Here is a 16,685-nt window from a genome sequence, read left to right on the forward strand (position 1 = left end):
CTTAAATTATAAAGCTCTTTTGCGAAATTTTGGGAGGATTAAATAGTTCGTCTGTGACGAATTTTCTTTGATATTTTTTGAACCCTTATTTCAATCCAGCCTGTGGCAATTTCAGCATTCCGTCCCATTTCTAAGGCCTTCCAATAACATTCTAAAGCTTCTCTGTAATTGCGCCTCTCTTCATAAAACTCCGCTAATCGAATCATTGCATCTAAGGGGAACCCTCCTTGCATTTTTGTCTTAGCATCAGGAGCATCTGATTTACCTCCGTGGTCGTCTCCTTGTTCCTGAGTTTCTTTAAGAAGTGTCAGCGCTTCACAAACCTCTCCTATATGTGATTGCTCTCCCAAAGTTTCAAAGAGGCTTAAGGATTTCAGATAGTATTGTTCTGCCCTTGAATAATCCATAGTTAAATGGAGCAGATTGGCTAAGTTTTGATAGCGAAGGGCCATTTCGAAGTCTTGCTCCGGATAATGGCGGATAGAAAGATCCAGATAATATTTTGCCTCCTCCAGCAAATTTATGGATTGTTCGATTTTACTTAAGAAAAAACAGCTTTCACTAAAAATCTGTTTCGTGTCAAATTTTAAGCAAAGAGCAACAGCTCTTTGTTGGCATTCAAAAGCAGAGCGCATTTCATTTTGTTCGAAATATAATAATGCTAAGTATTGAAGGGCGTTCGTTAAAGCCACCACGTCGAGAATTTGGATAAAGACCCAACAAGCATGCTTTAGGTTTTGTGTTGCTTCCTCCCGTTTCTTTTGACGGAAACATAATTCTCCAATCAAAATATCCAATTCACCCTCACCTTTAAGGAAACCATTAGCACGGCAAATTTCCTGAGCCTGTTCATAAGCCTTCTTCGCTTTGTGCCAATCGGCAAGTGTGGCGTAAACTTGACCAAGGTCTGCATACAGCATCCCGAGTCTCAAAGGAGGCGAAGTCTTTGGATAAATTGCTATAGCCTTTTCATAGTCTTGACAAGCGGCCTGAAACTTTCCCCTTTTAACAGCAACGCTGGCTAAGCCGGCCCAAGCTTCAGAGATACCTTTGGCGTTTTGTAGTTCTTGGCAAATACGGAGTGCAGATTGAAACCCTTCTTCGGCTAGTTCATAAAAACCCAAACGAACTCTTGCCGTCGCTAAGAGTCGCAATGTAAAGGCAACAATCTCAGGAACTGACAATTGATCCGCCAGGATGAGCGCTTGGGAATAATAGTTTTCTGCTTTAGCATATTGTTCCTCTCCTAGGCACTGTGTACCACCCTCCATTAAGTTCCTCCAGACTGTTAATTCCACTTCGTACATATTATCCCCTCCATGTATGTTTCATAATATGCACAATTAAATTTATTGGGTATTGTAAAATCAGAAGATTTAAGGGACCTGAGGAACATTAGAGAGAACAAGCATGCAACCTAGACATAAAAGTCGAAATATGATAATCTTTTTCTAGAAGGGGGGGTTTAGACCTTGAATACTTATCGCCCATCTCAATCTTCTAATATTTGGATGACTGCAGTCAAACTACTTATACTCATTCTAGGTCTTTATGTTTCAGCTGTAGTATTGGGTAAAGTTTTTACCTGGCTATTCGCCATCACTTTTTTCCTAATACGTTTTATAGTGATTGTAGCAGCCTCTTTTTTGGTTCTTCACTTATTACTTAAGTTATTATTCAAAGTTGATTTAATTGAACAGGTGTTCGGCCGAAAAATTTTTAAACATTTTTAAGAAAATCAACTCTTAATAAATCGACGCCCTTATAGGGCGTTTTTTTGTTTTTTACCTCATGATCTGCTGTTTAAACGAATATCTTTATCCCAAAGGAGGAATGCCAACGTGAGATTTATCATTTTTAAAAAACCATCCTGGCGTAACCTTGCTCTTTGGGGGATCTTATTGCTCGTTTTGATCACTTACCGAGAGAATGTGACCTCAGTTTTTTCCGGAAAACTGAAACCCATTTATTCGGCAACAGTCAATACCCCGTCTATAGGCCTAACCTTTGATATCAGTTGGGGAGAAAAAACCCCAGAACCAATTCTGGATATTTTGAAACAGGAAGGAGTTCACGCTACATTTTTTCTATCAAGTCCTTGGGCTGAAAAGCATCAGGCCTTAGTCCAGCGTATGGTCGCGGACGGCCACGAAATTGGGTCCCACGGAAACCGCCATATTGATCTTAACACCTTAGGATCTGGCGAAATTGAACAGGAGATATCCTCCGCTCAAGAAGTTCTAGAACGAATCTCCGATCAAAAAGTGCGGCTTATTCGCGCTCCGAATGGAGCTTATGATAATAAAGTAATTGCTGTCGCCCATAAACTCGGCTACCGAGTGATTCAATGGAGCGTTGATTCTCTCGACTGGAAGCGCCCCGGACCATCAGCAGTAATTAATAACGTTCTCAATGGTATACGCTCAGGTGGAGGAGCTAAAGCGGGCGATATTATTTTATTCCATGCTTCAGACTCTGCGCCTGATACCATTCAAGCCTTGCCCACAGTCATAGAACAGTTAAAGCATAAGGGTTACACCCTTATGCCTGTAGGAAAACTATTGTCAGAAGCAAGTGGAACTTGGCCTCCTGAAAGTAAATTAGATAATGAACCATCCCAAAAATAAGTATCATTGTGATTCCCTGGTTAAAGATTTTAAGAGCGGGTCAACCTCTTGCCGTTTAGTTGCTTGTTGAAGAGCTTGAAGTGCGTCTGCTTTAACACTGCCTTCCAGATCTCCTTGGAGGGCGATTTTCAAAAAGTTATGTCCTTCCTGGGTCCTTCCTTGTCCTAGAGCCTGGATTCCCTTAAGGTAATTAACGACGGCCTCTCCATGAGGGAGCCTTTTTAAAGCATAAAGACTTTTAGCAAAGCCCTCTTGATGATTCACCCTTAGGGCTAACAAAGCCATTTCAGTCTCGAATAATGTTGTTTCGGCTCTCCAAGTTTGATTCTGAATTGATTTTCCAGCTTCATAGGCTCTTGACCATTGTTCCTCCTGCAGCGCTAAATTAAACTCTATGGATTGAACTGCCGGATTGAAAGGCTGTAAGTTCCGAACCACTGTAAGTTCTTCATGAGCTGTCACAAAATCATCCCTATTAAGGGACGCTTGGGCTAAGGCTAAGTGCCTTAAAACCCGCTCTTGTCGAGGAATAGCCGACCAATCCCTTGTCCTTTCGCTTAATAAGACCTGGGTGCCCTCAAAATTTCCCTTTGCTAATTCCCAAACACTTTGAGCCAGGTCTTTTTGAGTGGGGTTTCCGATTCTAGTCATGATATTCTCGGCCTCAACGTTATTACCCTGCTGTAAATCGTATAAAAAAAGCCAAAAAAGATGTTTGTCGTCATTATATCTTGATAATTGAGCTATTATATCTTGATTATTTAGGTTAAGGGCCAGCCACAACTTAGCATCTTGGACAAAACCTAACGAGAAAAGAAACTTTCCAAAGACTCCAGGGCTATTCAATTCCGATCTTAATCCTAAGACATCATAATTATCCATGGCTTGTTTCATGCGTCCAATTTTCCATAGAGGAGGGATAACCAGTATGGTTAAAACAATAATAACAACGATTACTCTACTCCTGCGGCAGCGACACCATAGCTGCCGTTGATGGTTTGACAAAAATGATCTCTCCCCTATCGATGGTAGATTCTTAATGTCCCTTCCATGATGAAAAGCCTTCACCTACGACTTCAGGAACCTCAGAAATAGCCACGAAAGCCACCGGATCTTGTTCGCGAACAATCTCTTTTAATTGGGACAACTCAGTACGATTAATTACACAATAGACAACCTGCTTAGATTCTCCCGAAAAAGCACCTGTCGCTTGAAATAGTGTGACGCCGCGTTCCAGTTTGGACATAATTTCATTGGCAATCTCTTGGGGATAAGAGGTTACCACCATTACTGACTTAGAATGGCTGAGACCTTCCTGAACTAAGTCAACTACCCGGGTCGCAATGAACATATATATCATGGCATACATAGCCATTTCTGGTTTAAATAAAATTGCCGTCATCAAAAAAATTACCGCATCAATTGCCAGTAAAATCTGACCGACACTGAAAGGCGTCGTTCTCGCAAATAAAACAGCCAAAATATCTGTCCCCCCCAGAGAACCACGCGAGCGAAAAATAATCCCCATGCCGATGCCGGAAACGACTCCACCGGAGATCGCGGCCAACAGCGTATCATGCGTTAAAGGGGGTAATTGAGTTGTCATAGAGAGAGTCAGTGACAAAACAGCAACACCCAACACACTTAAAAGCAAGAATCTTCGTCCGACTAATTTAAGTCCTACGATAAAAAGAGGTATATTTAAGACCAATACAATCCAGCTCACAGGCCATTTAAACAAATAATGCAAAATAATCGCAATACCAGTAACCCCACCATCCGCTATGCGGTTAGGAATGATCAACGTATTAATACTTGCACTCACTATTGTGGCACCGAGAATTATTCCTAAGAGGTGCTTCAATAATTGCCAAGAAAAGATTTCTTTTATCTGTTTCCAGTGCAATGGAATTCCTCATTTCTTGAATCAAATCAGTTATTTTCCTGGTAGCATTATACAGCAGACTCCTTGAGGAGACAACTTCCAGACCAAATCCCTAGCATCCAATCTTGACAAATCAGGACTAATTGGGTAAACTAAAGAAGTTTCCTCGTATGCGCTCGTAGCTCAGTGGATAGAGTGACGGTTTCCGAAGCCGGAGGTCGCAGGTTCAAATCCCGCCGGGCGCACCATAATGTATTTAAAGCCACAACCTGAGAGTTGTGGCTTTGCTTTTTTTTGCCTTCATATTTATTTCCTAACCCAGCAACTGTTTGACAGTTATGTATATATCGTTATGAATCTCTTCAATACTTCTCAGTTGATCGTTCGAGACACAATCAATTCTCTTCCATTCGTAATCAGCGCCTATTTCACAAGCTGTTTTATAGGAATGCACCAAATACTCGTAATTACTCTCATGGATATCCTTATTCTTTCCGCCAAATTTATTTTGGCGATTATTCATTAATGTTCGACTGAAATGAGGGGGCATGTCGAGGAAAATTACACAATCCGGAACAGGCAGTTTGAATTTCTGAAACTCCAAATCCTCTAACCAATCAAGATAAACTTTCCTCTCCTCTTTATCCAATAATTTAGAAGCCTGATGAACCATATTCGAGGTGGTATAGCGGTCAGCCAATATAATGCCGCCTCCTAAGTAGAACTCTTCCCATTCTTTCTTATAGGATGCATACCTGTCAACTGTATAAAAAGCAGAAGCGGCATAAGGGTTCACATCGTTAGGATTCCTGCCGAACTCCCCTTTTAAGTACATCTTAATCAGGGCTGAGGAATCGCTCTGATAATTAGGAAATTCTACTTTTTTTATGTTATAATTTTCTGCTTTAAGCCGCTCAAATAATAATTTTGTTTGCGTTGCTTTACCTGAACCATCGCCAGCTTCAATAACAATCAGCTTTCCCTTCAAAAGAAGTTCCTCCTTAGCGTTTTTCGAACATTTGGCTTTTGGCCAAATAAATTAATTACATTTTATAGCAGACTATGAATACAATTACTGGATCAATTGACATCCCTGTTAGCATATTTCGTTAGGGTATCGCCAGTGAACTCGTTCAGCTAAGGCTGAAGACTATTCTACTCGTTTGGTAAATGGAATCAATGCCGGAACTTTGTTCTGATAGATTATGTACGATAAGCCAAATTGTTTAACTAGTTTCTTTTCCTCTAACTTAATACCAATTAGTATATAAATGGTTAGAATTGTATGAACTATAATGTCTATCTTTGTCGAATTCAAACTCCACATGAGTATGATCGTGGCTAGATACATGGGATGACGAACAATGCCCAATAGTCCCTTCTCAGTAATGGCCTTAGGGAGAGTGCTTTTCTCCCCTTTCTCCTTTATCTGACGAACCCCAATAAACTCCAAGGGATCATAACTTAGAAAGGCCCATAAAATTACCAGGCATGAGAGGATAATTAAACCAAATTGTAAAATCGTCAATGGGGTCACAAATTTTATGACGAATCTTTTGTCTAAGGATTTGGTGTATTTTTGTAACGTCATAAATAGGAGAATAGAAAGCAGATTATAAAAAATCCGGTAATACGCAGAGTACCTTCCCAACAATCGACTTGCCCAATCAGAAAATCGCAAATCAATTAAGAGGCTATGAATACAGGCAAATCCAACCCACATCATAATGACAATAATATACATGATTTTCTGATTCCCCCACTGATAGACAAAGTGCCAATATAAAAGGCTGACAAAAAATCTTGTCAACCTTTGCTGACGGTCTAAATTAATGTTTTGGCCCAAACATTGTCCATGAAGTATGAAGTATCAAACTTCCTTACTTGATTATAAACAATTTAATTGTCTTTGCAAACCACGAGGAAAATAATCAATGCATGGTAAAATATTAAGCAAAAATGAACGCCCTTAGACGTGCGAAAGCATGTTTAAAGACGTTCATTATTCTAGATAATAATAGAAAAATCCAATAACTATACATCAATTGTATAGACCACATGCACCTTTATTCCAGGCTTTTACTAAAAATGAAGTTCATATATTGCTTAATTTATCTTCAATAATAAGAATAATGAAATTTTAACCAGTAGCCTTATTCAAATCTATTATTTAAGCAACTAAAATAGTTCTAAGCTCAATATTCAGTTGCTTTGTAAAAAATCAGCCCATCCTTGAAAAGAAGGAAGCCATTACATTGTAACGTAATAAATTTTGGATGACTAAATTTAAATATAGATAATTCAAAAAGCAATAAAGCACTTTTAGAAATTCAATTTTAGTTAATTGTATACTATTTTTATTTAAGTAGACCTTTACTCACAATTAATTGGATATACTTCATCTCAATATGGCATACATTTGCAGCAGTTAGCTAACCTTACTCATCACTCTTAATTTGTCGGCTAAGAGGGCAATGAACTCTGAGTTCGTTGGTTTCTGACGTTCTATGTTCATCGAATAACCAAATATTCGTTTTAAGGTATCCGTATGTCCTCGTTCCCAAGCTAATTCAATCGCATGACGAATTCCGCGTTCCACTCTACTCGGCGCCGTATCAAACTTTTTAGCTATTCCTGGGTAGAGCTCTTTAGTAACTGCCCCTAACAGAGAAACATCTTCAACCACCATAAGAATAGCATCACGTATATATTGATATCCTTTGACATGAGCAGGAATACCAATTTGATGCATCATTGTAGTAACTTCCACACTTAAATTTACTCCACTGCCAACTGTTGTGACTGTTGGAGCAGATGTTGTAAACTGAGTTGGGGCAGTTGCCGGCAAATCTTGCGTTAAGGAGCGAATTCGTTTATTTAATATTTCCAAATCAAAAGGTTTGAGAATGAAATAATCCACTCCCAGCAACATTGCCTGATGAGTGAGAGACTCCTGTCCAAAAGCAGTAAGCATTATTACCTTTGGACGCGGCATCGTAGTACGGCTATTGACACGTTCTAAGACCCCTAATCCATCTAAATTCGGCATAACCAAGTCAAGAATAATTAAATCCGGTTCTTGAGTTTGAATGAGTTCCCAAGCTTCCAAACCATTATTAGCTACGCCAACAACGATTAAATCTTCTTGTCCCTGGAGGTAGTTCTGTAGCATTTGACATAAATTACGATTGTCATCCGCCACAATTATTTTGATTTTCTTACCCATTCGACCATCATCCCGCCTTAATCGTATTCCGGTAGACCATTTCTCGTTTTGAAACTCCGGTGCCCTTATTATACGTTAAGGGCAATGTCGAAATCGCAAATAATAAGGAAACTAGGTAAAGCTGTTTAAAGAGCTGTAAAGCTGATGGGTTAAGGGTTATGGATAAAAATGGAAATAATTTTTGACGCAAAATCTTCCTGTATTTTCCATATGGGTGAGAGAACTTTCTATTGAGAATGAAATAATGAGAACAAAATCGAGATTAATCAAAATGAATTATCCGAAATCCCGCTAATATTACAAATCATCTTTTGAACCACGATAACATCGAGCCATTGACCAAATTTAATACCAACTTCACGATAATGACCCACCCGTTCGAAGCCATTTTTTTCTGCTAACCTTAAACTGGCTACGTTCGTACCTGTTATCAGACCGATTAACGAGTGATAAACTAAGGCTTCAGCGCAGCCACAAAGATGTTTAAGAAGCCTATCTCCCAATTTCTTTCCCTGATATTCTGGAGCAATATAAATAGAGAATTCACCAGTCGGGCGATAGGCTGCTCTGGGATGAAAAGGAGATATGCTCCCCCAGCCAATGACCCTGTTTTGAGTAACAGCAACATATAAGGGATACCTTCCCTGATGTTCCTTAAACCAATGTTCATTTTGCTCAATTGAACGTTCCTCGAGGTCAAAGGTCGCAACAGAGTTCAGTACTGCCCAGTTATAAATCTCCCGTATTCGTTCCATATCGTCCTTTTCTGCTTTACGAATAATAACATTCATAGCCTCTTCCGCCTCACTCACCAAAAACTAACTTATTAGCTCAGAAAAATTCTATTTATATAACAGTAATATGAATAGACTACTTTGACAAGGGAAGAATATCATTAGATTTGGTGAAGGAGGGTACATAATGATTGCCGAAGTTGACAAAGATACGTGCATAGGGTGTGGAGCCTGCCCTGAATTTTGCCCTGAAGTCTTCAAGATGGATGACGATGGCTTAGCAACGGCTTATACCAACCCTGTTCCCAGCGATGTAGAAGACACTGCCAAAGAAGCAGAAGAAGGCTGCCCTGTTGATGCCATTACTGTAAACTAATACAGAATAATCCTTATAGTTAAAGGAACCTCCTGAGCAGCTGAACAACTAAAGCCGTTTAGCAGCTTCAACCCTGGAAAAGGAAGCAGACGCGGATATAAACATCCGCGTCTGCTTCCTTAATTTATTTCACTGGATTTGTTTTTCCGCAAAATCATGAAGACCTTCAATGCCTATGCGGTCAATAAGCCGGCCTATTCGTTCCTGAGGTTTTGCATTCTCTTTATAGTAGGTAATTACCGCATCCACAGCAGGCAGTACTTGATCCTTCTGGAGGTTTTCAAAAAGAATGTTACCTTGTCTGGGCTTAACTCCGCCATTTCCTCCGACATAAAGATGATACCCTTTGCTGGTTCCCATTAAGCCAAGATCCACCGAAGCGGCATCAGTACATTTATTCGGACAGCCGGCAACACCAATTTTAAATTTCGAAGGTAATTCTAAACCGTGATATTGTTTGTCAATCTCCATACCTAACGCCAATGTTTCTTGAAGTCCGCGTTTGCAGAAGGTATCGCCCGGACAGACCTTGACGCTTCGTACGCACAAACCAACGGCATGCCCTGGATCCATTCCTAATTCTTCCCATATTTTAGGCACATCTTCCGGTTGTAACCCCACAATAGCGATTCGCTGAGCTGAAGTTACTTTCAGAGCTTGAGCCTTATACTTCTCCGCAACATCAGCGATTTTGCGTAAGATCTCCGGGGTTACAACACCAGCCGGAATATGGGGGGCAATTGAATAGGTTTTCTTATCCATCTGGAGTATAGAACCTGGAGGCTGTGCCTTGGCTGCTGCTTCGGGAGATAGTTCACCTTGTTCAACCGCATTTACTTTTTCCAGTAAAAGGCTGGGGTCTAAATGGTGCATTTGCGCCGCATTGGCTAAGGTTTCATTGACCGAAAATGCACACCCGAGACAATGTAATCCTAATTCCTGCATTGCCTCTGCTGTCTTCGGGTTTGCCGCCATAATATCTTTTAACTTCATATCAAGTGTAAAGCGCATATCAGTCTCCTATCCATGAATGAGCATTGGCAGACAATGCGTACATACATGTTTTTCTTCACCTTGGTGAACATATGTCAAAATAGGTGTCAATTCGCTAGTTGTTCCACATTGATCACACTCAAGTTCTGGGGCTTCTTTTTTAACATTTGCCATAGTAGTTTACCTCCTTCTTTATAGTCGTAGTCTAGCACGTTAACTTTTGGCAAAGTGTGACTTAACACACGTTTTTGTGTGCTTTTACGCACCCTTCTTAGCTTGGTCAATCTAAGTTTAAACGATTCATTACGAAACTATACTACACAAGTTATTGCACTGCAGCGTACTTAAAGTCGAAGAAATCCAAGGGGGAAACAATGACCCCTTTAATGTTATCTTTAAGGATATAGTTCTGAACATAGTAATAAACAGGAATAATCGGCATCTCTTGCATAAGTATTTTTTCGGCTTTATGCATAGCTTCCATACGAACCCTTTGATCAGAGCTTTTTTGAGCCGTTTCAATATCCTTGTCATATGTTCCGTTCGTCCAACCGGTTTCGTTATTACCGCTGTTTGACTGAAATATAGCCAAAAAGGTCATGGGATCAACATAATCACCAATCCAACAAGCTCGAGCGATGTCATAGCCCAACCCTTGTTGATTTTGTTGATAATCATCCCACTCTTGGCCTTGCAGCTTCACATTGATACCCAAGTTACTTTTCCAGCGATCTTGGATTGCTTGAGGGGATAATTGTTGTTTACCATTAGTATTATAGAGAATCGTTAAAACGGGAAAATCTCTGCCCTCAGGATAACCGGCCTCAGCCAGAAGTTGTTTAGCCTTGGCAATATCTTCATTGATTAAATTTCCACCCATTTTACGGAAGTCCTTGTCTGGAACGGCATCAGGAATTGTTCCGGGAACGAAAGCATAAGCTGGAATTTCACCCCCTATTACATTCCCCAGAAGTTCTTGACGATTTAGGGCAATGGATAAAGCTTGACGCACCCTTAGATCATTGAGTGGCTTCTTAGTCGTATTTAAGCGATAAAAATCCGTCCCTAACATCGGAGCCGCCTTTAAATTGCCATCCCTTTTTAAACGAAAGATATCTTCCGTTACGAGGTTATTAAGTCCATCTAATTTTCCAGCTTCAAAGGCTGTTGTCGCTTTCTTTCCATCTTGCACTAGATAAAAGTCGAGTTCCTTCAATTTAACATTCACAGCATCATAATAATTTGGGTTTTTCACGAGGATCATTTTATCATTATGACTCCAGCTTTTAATCATAAAGGGGCCGTTGCCAACAAATACTGTACCATCTGCATACCAATTCTTATGTGCTTGAGCGTTCTGTTGATCCACTGGAAAATACGTGGGGAGCGCTAAGAGAGATTTGAAGAAGGGGCAAGGAGTTTCTAAAGTTACTTCCAGAGTTCTGTCATCCATCACCTTAATCCCGACATCCTCTGCTTTAGCACTGCGTGAGTAGTAAGCTTCTGCATTCTTAATATAGAATAATGGGTAGGCATACGCTGCTTTGGCCTCGGAATTAAGGGCATGCATCCAGGATGCTTTAAAATCGTATGCAGTTAGAGGGTCTCCATTGCTAAATTCAGTACTCTTTAATATAATCCTATAGTTCAGCCCGTCAGGAGAAACTTCAACGCTGTTGGCAACTGCCAACTGCGGGACGTTGTTCTTGTCCAGGCGCGTAATACCTTCAAACAAAGCCATTTCAATTATAGCTTCGGGAATACCGCTATACAGCTGTGGATCAAGAGTCTTTGGTTCACCGCCCGGGGCAAAACGTATTTTCATTTCCATTGAAGTACTACAGACTGTTAGAAGAAATCCAAAGATAAGCGTAACAGCAATGACTGCCAAAAGACGATTATTTCTCTTCACGTTTTTTCTTTGCCCTCCTTTGTTATGCTCAATGACGACAGTCAACGTTCAATATTAACAGTATGTATAAAAAAGAGAACGCAGTTTTGTGGTTTCAAGTCTGCGTTCTTATATTCGTTCTTATAATCTTTGTCCCAAATTTCCTTAGTCAGGAAATGAGGACTATTATGAAAGAGCCTTTATCCGCTTAAATTGTTGGATTCGCCAACCACTTACAGTCTGTCTTAAACCCATTGAAAAGGTAGCACTTTCAACGTTTTGGATTGGTGATACCCAGGAAACTCGAACAACGACCCCCTGGGTATTGTTTGGCTCAGAATTCAAAAACTCAATCTTTTGCAGTGATACCAGCGGATCTTTATTGAGTAATGCCACCCATGCTTTAAAGTCTTGTTCATCCATAGATCCTTCCGGCAAAAGTAAAAGTTCTTGAGCCAAGTCAGTTTGACGCCTATCCATGAGAGACCAGAAATGTTGAACAGTTGTTTTGGGATCACTTTGATAATGAGGATCTGCCATTGTTGAAATTACTGTTTGAGGTGTTTGAAACATAAAAATGGTAACTAAACAGACGATAGATAAACCTAAAATCCATACATAGCGACTCTGCCGCATTGTTTTCCCCCCTTGCTTGTCTCTATTATCATTTTAGGAGGGAAATGTGATTTTCATTCCACTTTAGCCAAAAACTTTTCGTAAAACATTAAGTACGAACTCAGGTAATCGTACATAGTAGATACGCATCGAAATTCCTCCTTTGCCTCGGATTAATTACTACCTAGAGGTAATGTATGCTTTCGAAGTTCTGAATTCCAAATTACACAGCCTGGTAATTTTTAACTGCTTGCTCAAGCTGGGCAACAAGCTGACGTTCCTCTTCTGAATTGGCGGTAAAGTATAGGCGGCCGATAATACCTGTAATTATTTTAATAACGTCTTCCAAAACTAATGACTCTTTCATCGCTAATTGAGCACTTGTTTCGATAAGGGCAATCCCAAACTGATGACCTACTCCCTCTTTAACCATTCGTGTACAGCTTTTTCCTAACAATCGCATAACCAGAGAAGCTTCTTGAACATCAAGCTGGCGTACGACATCAATTGTTGTCGTCAGACCTTGAACCATCCTTAATCCTACGTTATTCCAACTAACTTGCTGATTATCCATAAAATGCTTCCTCCTTAGTGTTCACAGTCTTGTGCCATACTATATGCCGGAGCTCCTTCAAGGGTGAAAAAACGAGCAGGAATCTATTATTCCTGCTCGTTACAGAAGACAATTCAAAGTAAATTATAAAATAATTTCGATCAGCATTTTCCTATTTACCAAGCTTCGGAACCTTAAAGGTTGAAACCATTAAAAATGCGAGAATAACCATACTGAAAGGGTAAATATACCAAGGCAACATGTGTCGTATAAACATTAATAAAGCCATCAGACCACCGGCAAAAGTAATGGGTACTCCTACGAAATAAGTTGTGATATTCAGCATATTAAAACGTGCCAAACGAACCGCACCACACAAGGCAAAAACTACAGCGATCCCTAAACCAATATATCTGGTATAGCCAAATTGAAGGGGTTGGAGAATGCCCTGATAGGTCAATATAGCAGGTGCAACACCAAAGGATACTAAATCACTCAATGAATCAAGCTCTTTTCCAAAATCCGAACTAACCGAAAGTCGGCGAGCTACTTTACCGTCCAAACTATCCATAAGCACAGAGAGCAGAATCATGGTCGATGCTAAATCAAAATTCGCTTCTAATACCCACACCAAGGCAAGAAAACCAAATAGAAGATTGGCAAGAGTAAATATGCTCGGAATCATTCGAGCCGGGATTGGCCTTCCACTCATTATCTAACACTCTCCCTATTCCATTGATTCCGAATCACCTTATAGTCTTTACGAACGCGTACATAGAAATTTACGGGCAAAAAGAGTTCTTCTCCAACAAGATGAACCCAATCATTACACGATAGGGGATATTGTTTCACCTAAAAAGTAACCTCCTCTCGATTTTCTTTAGTTTACCATTTTTGTGATGATTATTAAAGCTCCTCCTGGTTAAATACCTAAAAGCCATTCGTCAATTTTCTCATAAAGCAGATTGTTATCTCCTCTAAAATGAGTCTTAATGGGTAAAGAGTTCAAAAAATATCTCCCGTAATATTTATTTATTATACGGTCATCCAGCAATATTACGAAACCTCGATCCTCTTTGGAGCGTATTAAACGCCCAAACCCCTGCTTAAACCGAATCACTGCTTCCGGGAGTAGTAGTTCGCGAAAAGGATCTTGGCCTTGTGATTTTAAGAATTCCGACCGTGCCTCGATTAAGGGCAGTGAGGGAGGCCAAAAAGGCAATTTAACTAAAATCACACAGGATAACGTCTCTCCCGGAATATCAATTCCCTCCCAGAAACTATTAGCCCCCAATAAAACACTTTTAGAATTTCTTTTAAACGTTTCCAATAATGTTGTCCGTTCACCGTGAACTCCCTGTGCTAACGTGTTGATTTTAATTCGTTTTAATCTTGGTTGTAATACTTCATACGTTTCTTGGAGCAATTTGTGAGCTGTAAACAAGACTAAGGTACGTCCCTGCATTCGTTTTGCAACTTCAAGGATTATCTCCGTGAGACTTGCAAGTTTTTCTTGATCGGATGCTTGGGACATCAAAGAATTTTTTAGAATATAAAAATTCATTTGTTTATCAAAATCGAATGGAGAATCAACTACTGCGGTTTTTGTTGTTAACGATAGGCCAACATCTTGCAAAAAATGATTAAAAGAATTGGCAATGCTTAAGGTAGCTGACGTTAAAATGACAGTATCAAGGCGATCAAATATTTTTTCCTTGAGAATTTCGTCCACTCTAATGGGAGAGGTTTTTAAATATAGCCTTGAACTTCGTTCCAGCCAAGTCACTTGTTCCGGATCACGGACATTGATTGCCAAAGCCAAGGTCTCCTGGATTTCTTGCAGTTCCCGTAAATGAGTGGCGAGTACATACCTCAGTTCCTCAATTTCATCGGACTCTTCACCGTTTAAGATACTCGTAAGATTTTGAAAAACTGTCGCTAAAGATTTAATTCGTCCTGATAAATTTTCTATTTGAATTAAGAGCAATTCCCACCACGAAAGGCTCGTATGATTAGGGACAAACCGGAAAGTGCGGTTGGGTCCTAAAATATCTTCAAACAATTGGAATAAGTCTTTAGCTTGTTCTGTAATTCTAAGGCTTAACTCAGGGATATTATCCAAATGTTTCTCAAAGCTATCCCAAGCCACAATAGGTACTCTTTCAGTGATTGTCAGCCAACGTTGTTTCATAGATCCGTAAAAATTCGGACCCGCCTTACGGAAAATGGCCTCCGCCGTCCGAAAAATCGTCTCCTGACTTAGTTCAGAGCCCAAATTTTGCAGGGCGGTTTGATAAATTTGATGAGCCTCATCAATGACTAACTGATGATATTCCGGTAAAACATTATAATCAGTCTTTAGATCGGAAAATAGCAAAGAATGGTTGACGATTAATAAATCAGCTTCTTCGGCCTTTTTTCTTGCCCGAAGTAAAAAACAAACCCCTGCTTTAGAACATTTGCTTGGGTTGCACATTTCATGATCAGCATTTAAAGTCGGCCAGAGAGTAATCAGACCCGGAACCTTAGCAAGTTCCTGGATATCCCCTGTCAGCGTTTCTCGCAGCCAAACCAGTGTGCTCAATATCGCTAATTTTTGATCCCGACCTGTGACTTCATTTGGATTGCTCAGACAACTTAACCACTTTTTAAGGCAACAATAATTTCCTTTTCCTTTTAATACTGAGGTTCGAAAGGAAAAAGGCAGAACCTTTTCTAGCATGGGAATATCTTTTTTCTGAAGCTGCTCCTGAAGAGGTATTGTGTGAGTCGCTATGACAACTTTACGGCCTGTCTTTCTTGCGAACCATAAACTTGGAAGCAAATAGGCGAAGGACTTACCCGTTCCGGTACCAGCTTCAACAACGACATGATGAGCTGAAGAGAGTCCTTCCGCAATAAGTTTTGCCATTTTCCTTTGGCCAAGGCGGCATTCATAACCCGGCAAGGATTGTTCGAAAATTCCATTCTGGGAGAAGCACTCTATAACCCAATTCATTGAATCCGGTATTTTCTGATTATGGCTTTGATTTTGAGAAAATAGCCCTTCAGGCATGGGCGCCAGAACCAGATCAGTCTGAATCCGGCGGTCAGAAAATTGAGCCGTAATCTCTCGCCTTAAATCATCAAAAAAGCTCTTTCCTGACCACCCTTCTAAAAAAATTTGCGCTTGATCAAAGAAACTCAGATCGTATTCCCGACCTTTTTTCCGGCAAGCCTCTAAAAGTTTCCACGTTAAAAAAGCCTTCCTCTCAGCTGAAGAAGTGCTTAGCTCCTCTTCTTTGGCAAGCTGAAGTATTTCCGCCAGATAGAACAACTGGTAATCCTGCAGGATCGGGAAAAAAATCCGGGCCAAGTCGAGGGTATCCCAATAAACTTGTTCGAAATATACGTTTAATGTCCTTTCCAAATTCCGCAAGCAAGATGTTCCCTGATGGCTGACTAAAACCGTATCTGCAAAGAATTCTATGATTTCTTGACGATGGTCAGACAACGAAGCTGTACCAAAGGGACCTTCTTCAACCGATTGCCCAAATAACAACGATTTCTGAACCTGTCCATCATGAATTCGCAGGGCTGCAAACTCGAGAATTTCTTCGTTCATGCCCTCTTGAAACGCCGTCTCTATATAAAAAACAACGATGTCGTAATGCACACTCTTGACCCCTCTCTTGAGCCATTGTACCCAATCTTTCCTTAGGAAGCAATGAAAAAGCAGGATTTGAAGTTTAGGTATCGAATATACACTATTGAAAAATTGAAAAGGCGACAAATGTAAACAATCT

Annotated in this window: 17 protein-coding genes and 1 tRNA gene; 3 read left to right on the top strand and 15 right to left on the bottom strand. The window is 40.2% G+C overall.

Translation table 11 applies throughout. The features are described from left to right. Positions 1 to 38: 38 nt before the first annotated feature. Entirely contained in the window at positions 39 to 1,307 is a 1,269-nt protein-coding gene (locus tag ACPUYX_RS12685) for a tetratricopeptide repeat protein (protein ID WP_426380018.1), read from the bottom strand. A 534-nt stretch (positions 1,308 to 1,841) separates the two neighbouring features. Here ACPUYX_RS12685 and ACPUYX_RS12690 point away from each other — a divergent pair. Beyond that, positions 1,842 to 2,627, top strand: coding sequence for a polysaccharide deacetylase family protein (locus tag ACPUYX_RS12690; RefSeq protein ID WP_426380019.1), 786 nt, complete (start codon positions 1,842 to 1,844; stop codon positions 2,625 to 2,627). A gap of 3 nt (positions 2,628 to 2,630) precedes the next feature. Here the strand turns inward: ACPUYX_RS12690 and ACPUYX_RS12695 are convergent, their stop codons facing one another. Next, on the bottom strand, positions 2,631 to 3,632 hold the full coding sequence (locus tag ACPUYX_RS12695; protein ID WP_426380020.1) for a hypothetical protein: 1,002 nt from the start codon (positions 3,630 to 3,632) through the stop codon (positions 2,631 to 2,633). A gap of 31 nt (positions 3,633 to 3,663) precedes the next feature. Then, positions 3,664 to 4,533 carry a YitT family protein gene (locus ACPUYX_RS12700; protein WP_426380021.1) on the bottom strand — a complete coding sequence of 290 codons (870 nt, stop codon included), beginning with the start codon at positions 4,531 to 4,533 and terminating at the stop codon, positions 3,664 to 3,666. Between the two features lie 151 nt (positions 4,534 to 4,684). Between ACPUYX_RS12700 and ACPUYX_RS12705 the strand changes: the two genes are divergently transcribed. Further along, positions 4,685 to 4,760 (top strand) — tRNA-Arg (locus tag ACPUYX_RS12705). 65 nt (positions 4,761 to 4,825) lie between these two features. Here ACPUYX_RS12705 and ACPUYX_RS12710 read toward each other — a convergent pair. The 4 genes from ACPUYX_RS12710 to ACPUYX_RS12725 form a co-directional block, all read right to left on the bottom strand. Continuing rightward, complete coding sequence (locus ACPUYX_RS12710; RefSeq protein ID WP_426380022.1) at positions 4,826 to 5,500, bottom strand: dTMP kinase; 675 nt, start codon at positions 5,498 to 5,500, stop codon at positions 4,826 to 4,828. Positions 5,501 to 5,662: 162 nt separating this feature from the next. Next, positions 5,663 to 6,256: a methyltransferase family protein gene (locus tag ACPUYX_RS12715; protein WP_426380023.1), complete on the bottom strand. Its 594-nt coding sequence runs from the start codon at positions 6,254 to 6,256 to the stop codon at positions 5,663 to 5,665. Between the two features lie 684 nt (positions 6,257 to 6,940). After that, a complete protein-coding gene (gene spo0A, locus ACPUYX_RS12720) occupies positions 6,941 to 7,738 on the bottom strand; it encodes a sporulation transcription factor Spo0A (protein WP_426380024.1) in 798 nt (265 codons plus the stop codon). Between the two features lie 266 nt (positions 7,739 to 8,004). Continuing rightward, complete coding sequence (locus tag ACPUYX_RS12725) at positions 8,005 to 8,529, bottom strand: N-acetyltransferase family protein (RefSeq protein ID WP_426380025.1); 525 nt, start codon at positions 8,527 to 8,529, stop codon at positions 8,005 to 8,007. A gap of 130 nt (positions 8,530 to 8,659) precedes the next feature. Between ACPUYX_RS12725 and ACPUYX_RS12730 the strand changes: the two genes are divergently transcribed. Next, a complete protein-coding gene (locus tag ACPUYX_RS12730) occupies positions 8,660 to 8,848 on the top strand; it encodes a ferredoxin (RefSeq protein WP_047808246.1) in 189 nt (62 codons plus the stop codon). A 129-nt stretch (positions 8,849 to 8,977) separates the two neighbouring features. Here the strand turns inward: ACPUYX_RS12730 and ACPUYX_RS12735 are convergent, their stop codons facing one another. The 8 genes from ACPUYX_RS12735 to ACPUYX_RS12770 all read right to left on the bottom strand — a co-directional run bounded on the left by ACPUYX_RS12735 (position 8,978) and on the right by ACPUYX_RS12770 (position 16,555). After that, positions 8,978 to 9,859 (bottom strand): DUF1858 domain-containing protein, encoded by an 882-nt coding sequence (locus ACPUYX_RS12735; protein WP_426380026.1) that lies wholly within the window; start codon positions 9,857 to 9,859, stop codon positions 8,978 to 8,980. 9 nt (positions 9,860 to 9,868) lie between these two features. Continuing rightward, a complete protein-coding gene (locus tag ACPUYX_RS12740) occupies positions 9,869 to 10,015 on the bottom strand; it encodes a hypothetical protein (RefSeq protein WP_170932579.1) in 147 nt (48 codons plus the stop codon). Between the two features lie 151 nt (positions 10,016 to 10,166). Continuing rightward, positions 10,167 to 11,753 (bottom strand): peptide ABC transporter substrate-binding protein, encoded by a 1,587-nt coding sequence (locus ACPUYX_RS12745; RefSeq protein ID WP_426380027.1) that lies wholly within the window; start codon positions 11,751 to 11,753, stop codon positions 10,167 to 10,169. Between the two features lie 165 nt (positions 11,754 to 11,918). Continuing rightward, entirely contained in the window at positions 11,919 to 12,368 is a 450-nt protein-coding gene (locus ACPUYX_RS12750; protein ID WP_426380028.1) for a hypothetical protein, read from the bottom strand. Positions 12,369 to 12,570: 202 nt separating this feature from the next. Next, the gene (locus tag ACPUYX_RS12755) at positions 12,571 to 12,921 is read right to left on the bottom strand and encodes a recombinase (RefSeq protein ID WP_088225288.1); all 351 of its coding nucleotides are present in this window, start codon (positions 12,919 to 12,921) and stop codon (positions 12,571 to 12,573) included. Between the two features lie 151 nt (positions 12,922 to 13,072). Continuing rightward, complete coding sequence (gene pssA, locus ACPUYX_RS12760) at positions 13,073 to 13,612, bottom strand: CDP-diacylglycerol--serine O-phosphatidyltransferase (protein ID WP_088225289.1); 540 nt, start codon at positions 13,610 to 13,612, stop codon at positions 13,073 to 13,075. After that, positions 13,612 to 13,752: a hypothetical protein gene (locus ACPUYX_RS12765; RefSeq protein ID WP_426380029.1), complete on the bottom strand. Its 141-nt coding sequence runs from the start codon at positions 13,750 to 13,752 to the stop codon at positions 13,612 to 13,614. The genes pssA and ACPUYX_RS12765 overlap by 1 nt, the downstream gene beginning before the upstream one ends. A 70-nt stretch (positions 13,753 to 13,822) precedes the next feature. Continuing rightward, a complete protein-coding gene (locus ACPUYX_RS12770) occupies positions 13,823 to 16,555 on the bottom strand; it encodes a helicase C-terminal domain-containing protein (RefSeq protein WP_426380030.1) in 2,733 nt (910 codons plus the stop codon). Positions 16,556 to 16,685 lie beyond the last annotated feature (130 nt).

It is taken from the genome of Desulfosporosinus sp. SYSU MS00001 (assembly GCF_049943955.1).
Classification (GTDB): domain Bacteria; phylum Bacillota; class Desulfitobacteriia; order Desulfitobacteriales; family Desulfitobacteriaceae; genus Desulfosporosinus.

Bases quoted from the DNA above. Each gene is read 5' to 3' on its own strand.
- spo0A (WP_426380024.1), bottom strand. From the start codon at position 7,738: ATGGGTAAGAAAATCAAAATAATTGTGGCGGATGACAATCGTAATTTA.
- ACPUYX_RS12740 (WP_170932579.1), bottom strand. From the start codon at position 10,015: ATGGCAAATGTTAAAAAAGAAGCCCCAGAACTTGAGTGTGATCAATGT.
- ACPUYX_RS12750 (WP_426380028.1), bottom strand. From the start codon at position 12,368: ATGCGGCAGAGTCGCTATGTATGGATTTTAGGTTTATCTATCGTCTGT.
- ACPUYX_RS12735 (WP_426380026.1), bottom strand. From the start codon at position 9,859: ATGCGCTTTACACTTGATATGAAGTTAAAAGATATTATGGCGGCAAAC.
- ACPUYX_RS12730 (WP_047808246.1), top strand. From the start codon at position 8,660: ATGATTGCCGAAGTTGACAAAGATACGTGCATAGGGTGTGGAGCCTGC.
- pssA (WP_088225289.1), bottom strand. From the start codon at position 13,612: ATGAGTGGAAGGCCAATCCCGGCTCGAATGATTCCGAGCATATTTACT.
- ACPUYX_RS12685 (WP_426380018.1), bottom strand. From the start codon at position 1,307: ATGTACGAAGTGGAATTAACAGTCTGGAGGAACTTAATGGAGGGTGGT.
- ACPUYX_RS12755 (WP_088225288.1), bottom strand. From the start codon at position 12,921: ATGGATAATCAGCAAGTTAGTTGGAATAACGTAGGATTAAGGATGGTT.
- ACPUYX_RS12725 (WP_426380025.1), bottom strand. From the start codon at position 8,529: ATGAATGTTATTATTCGTAAAGCAGAAAAGGACGATATGGAACGAATA.
- ACPUYX_RS12715 (WP_426380023.1), bottom strand. From the start codon at position 6,256: ATGTATATTATTGTCATTATGATGTGGGTTGGATTTGCCTGTATTCAT.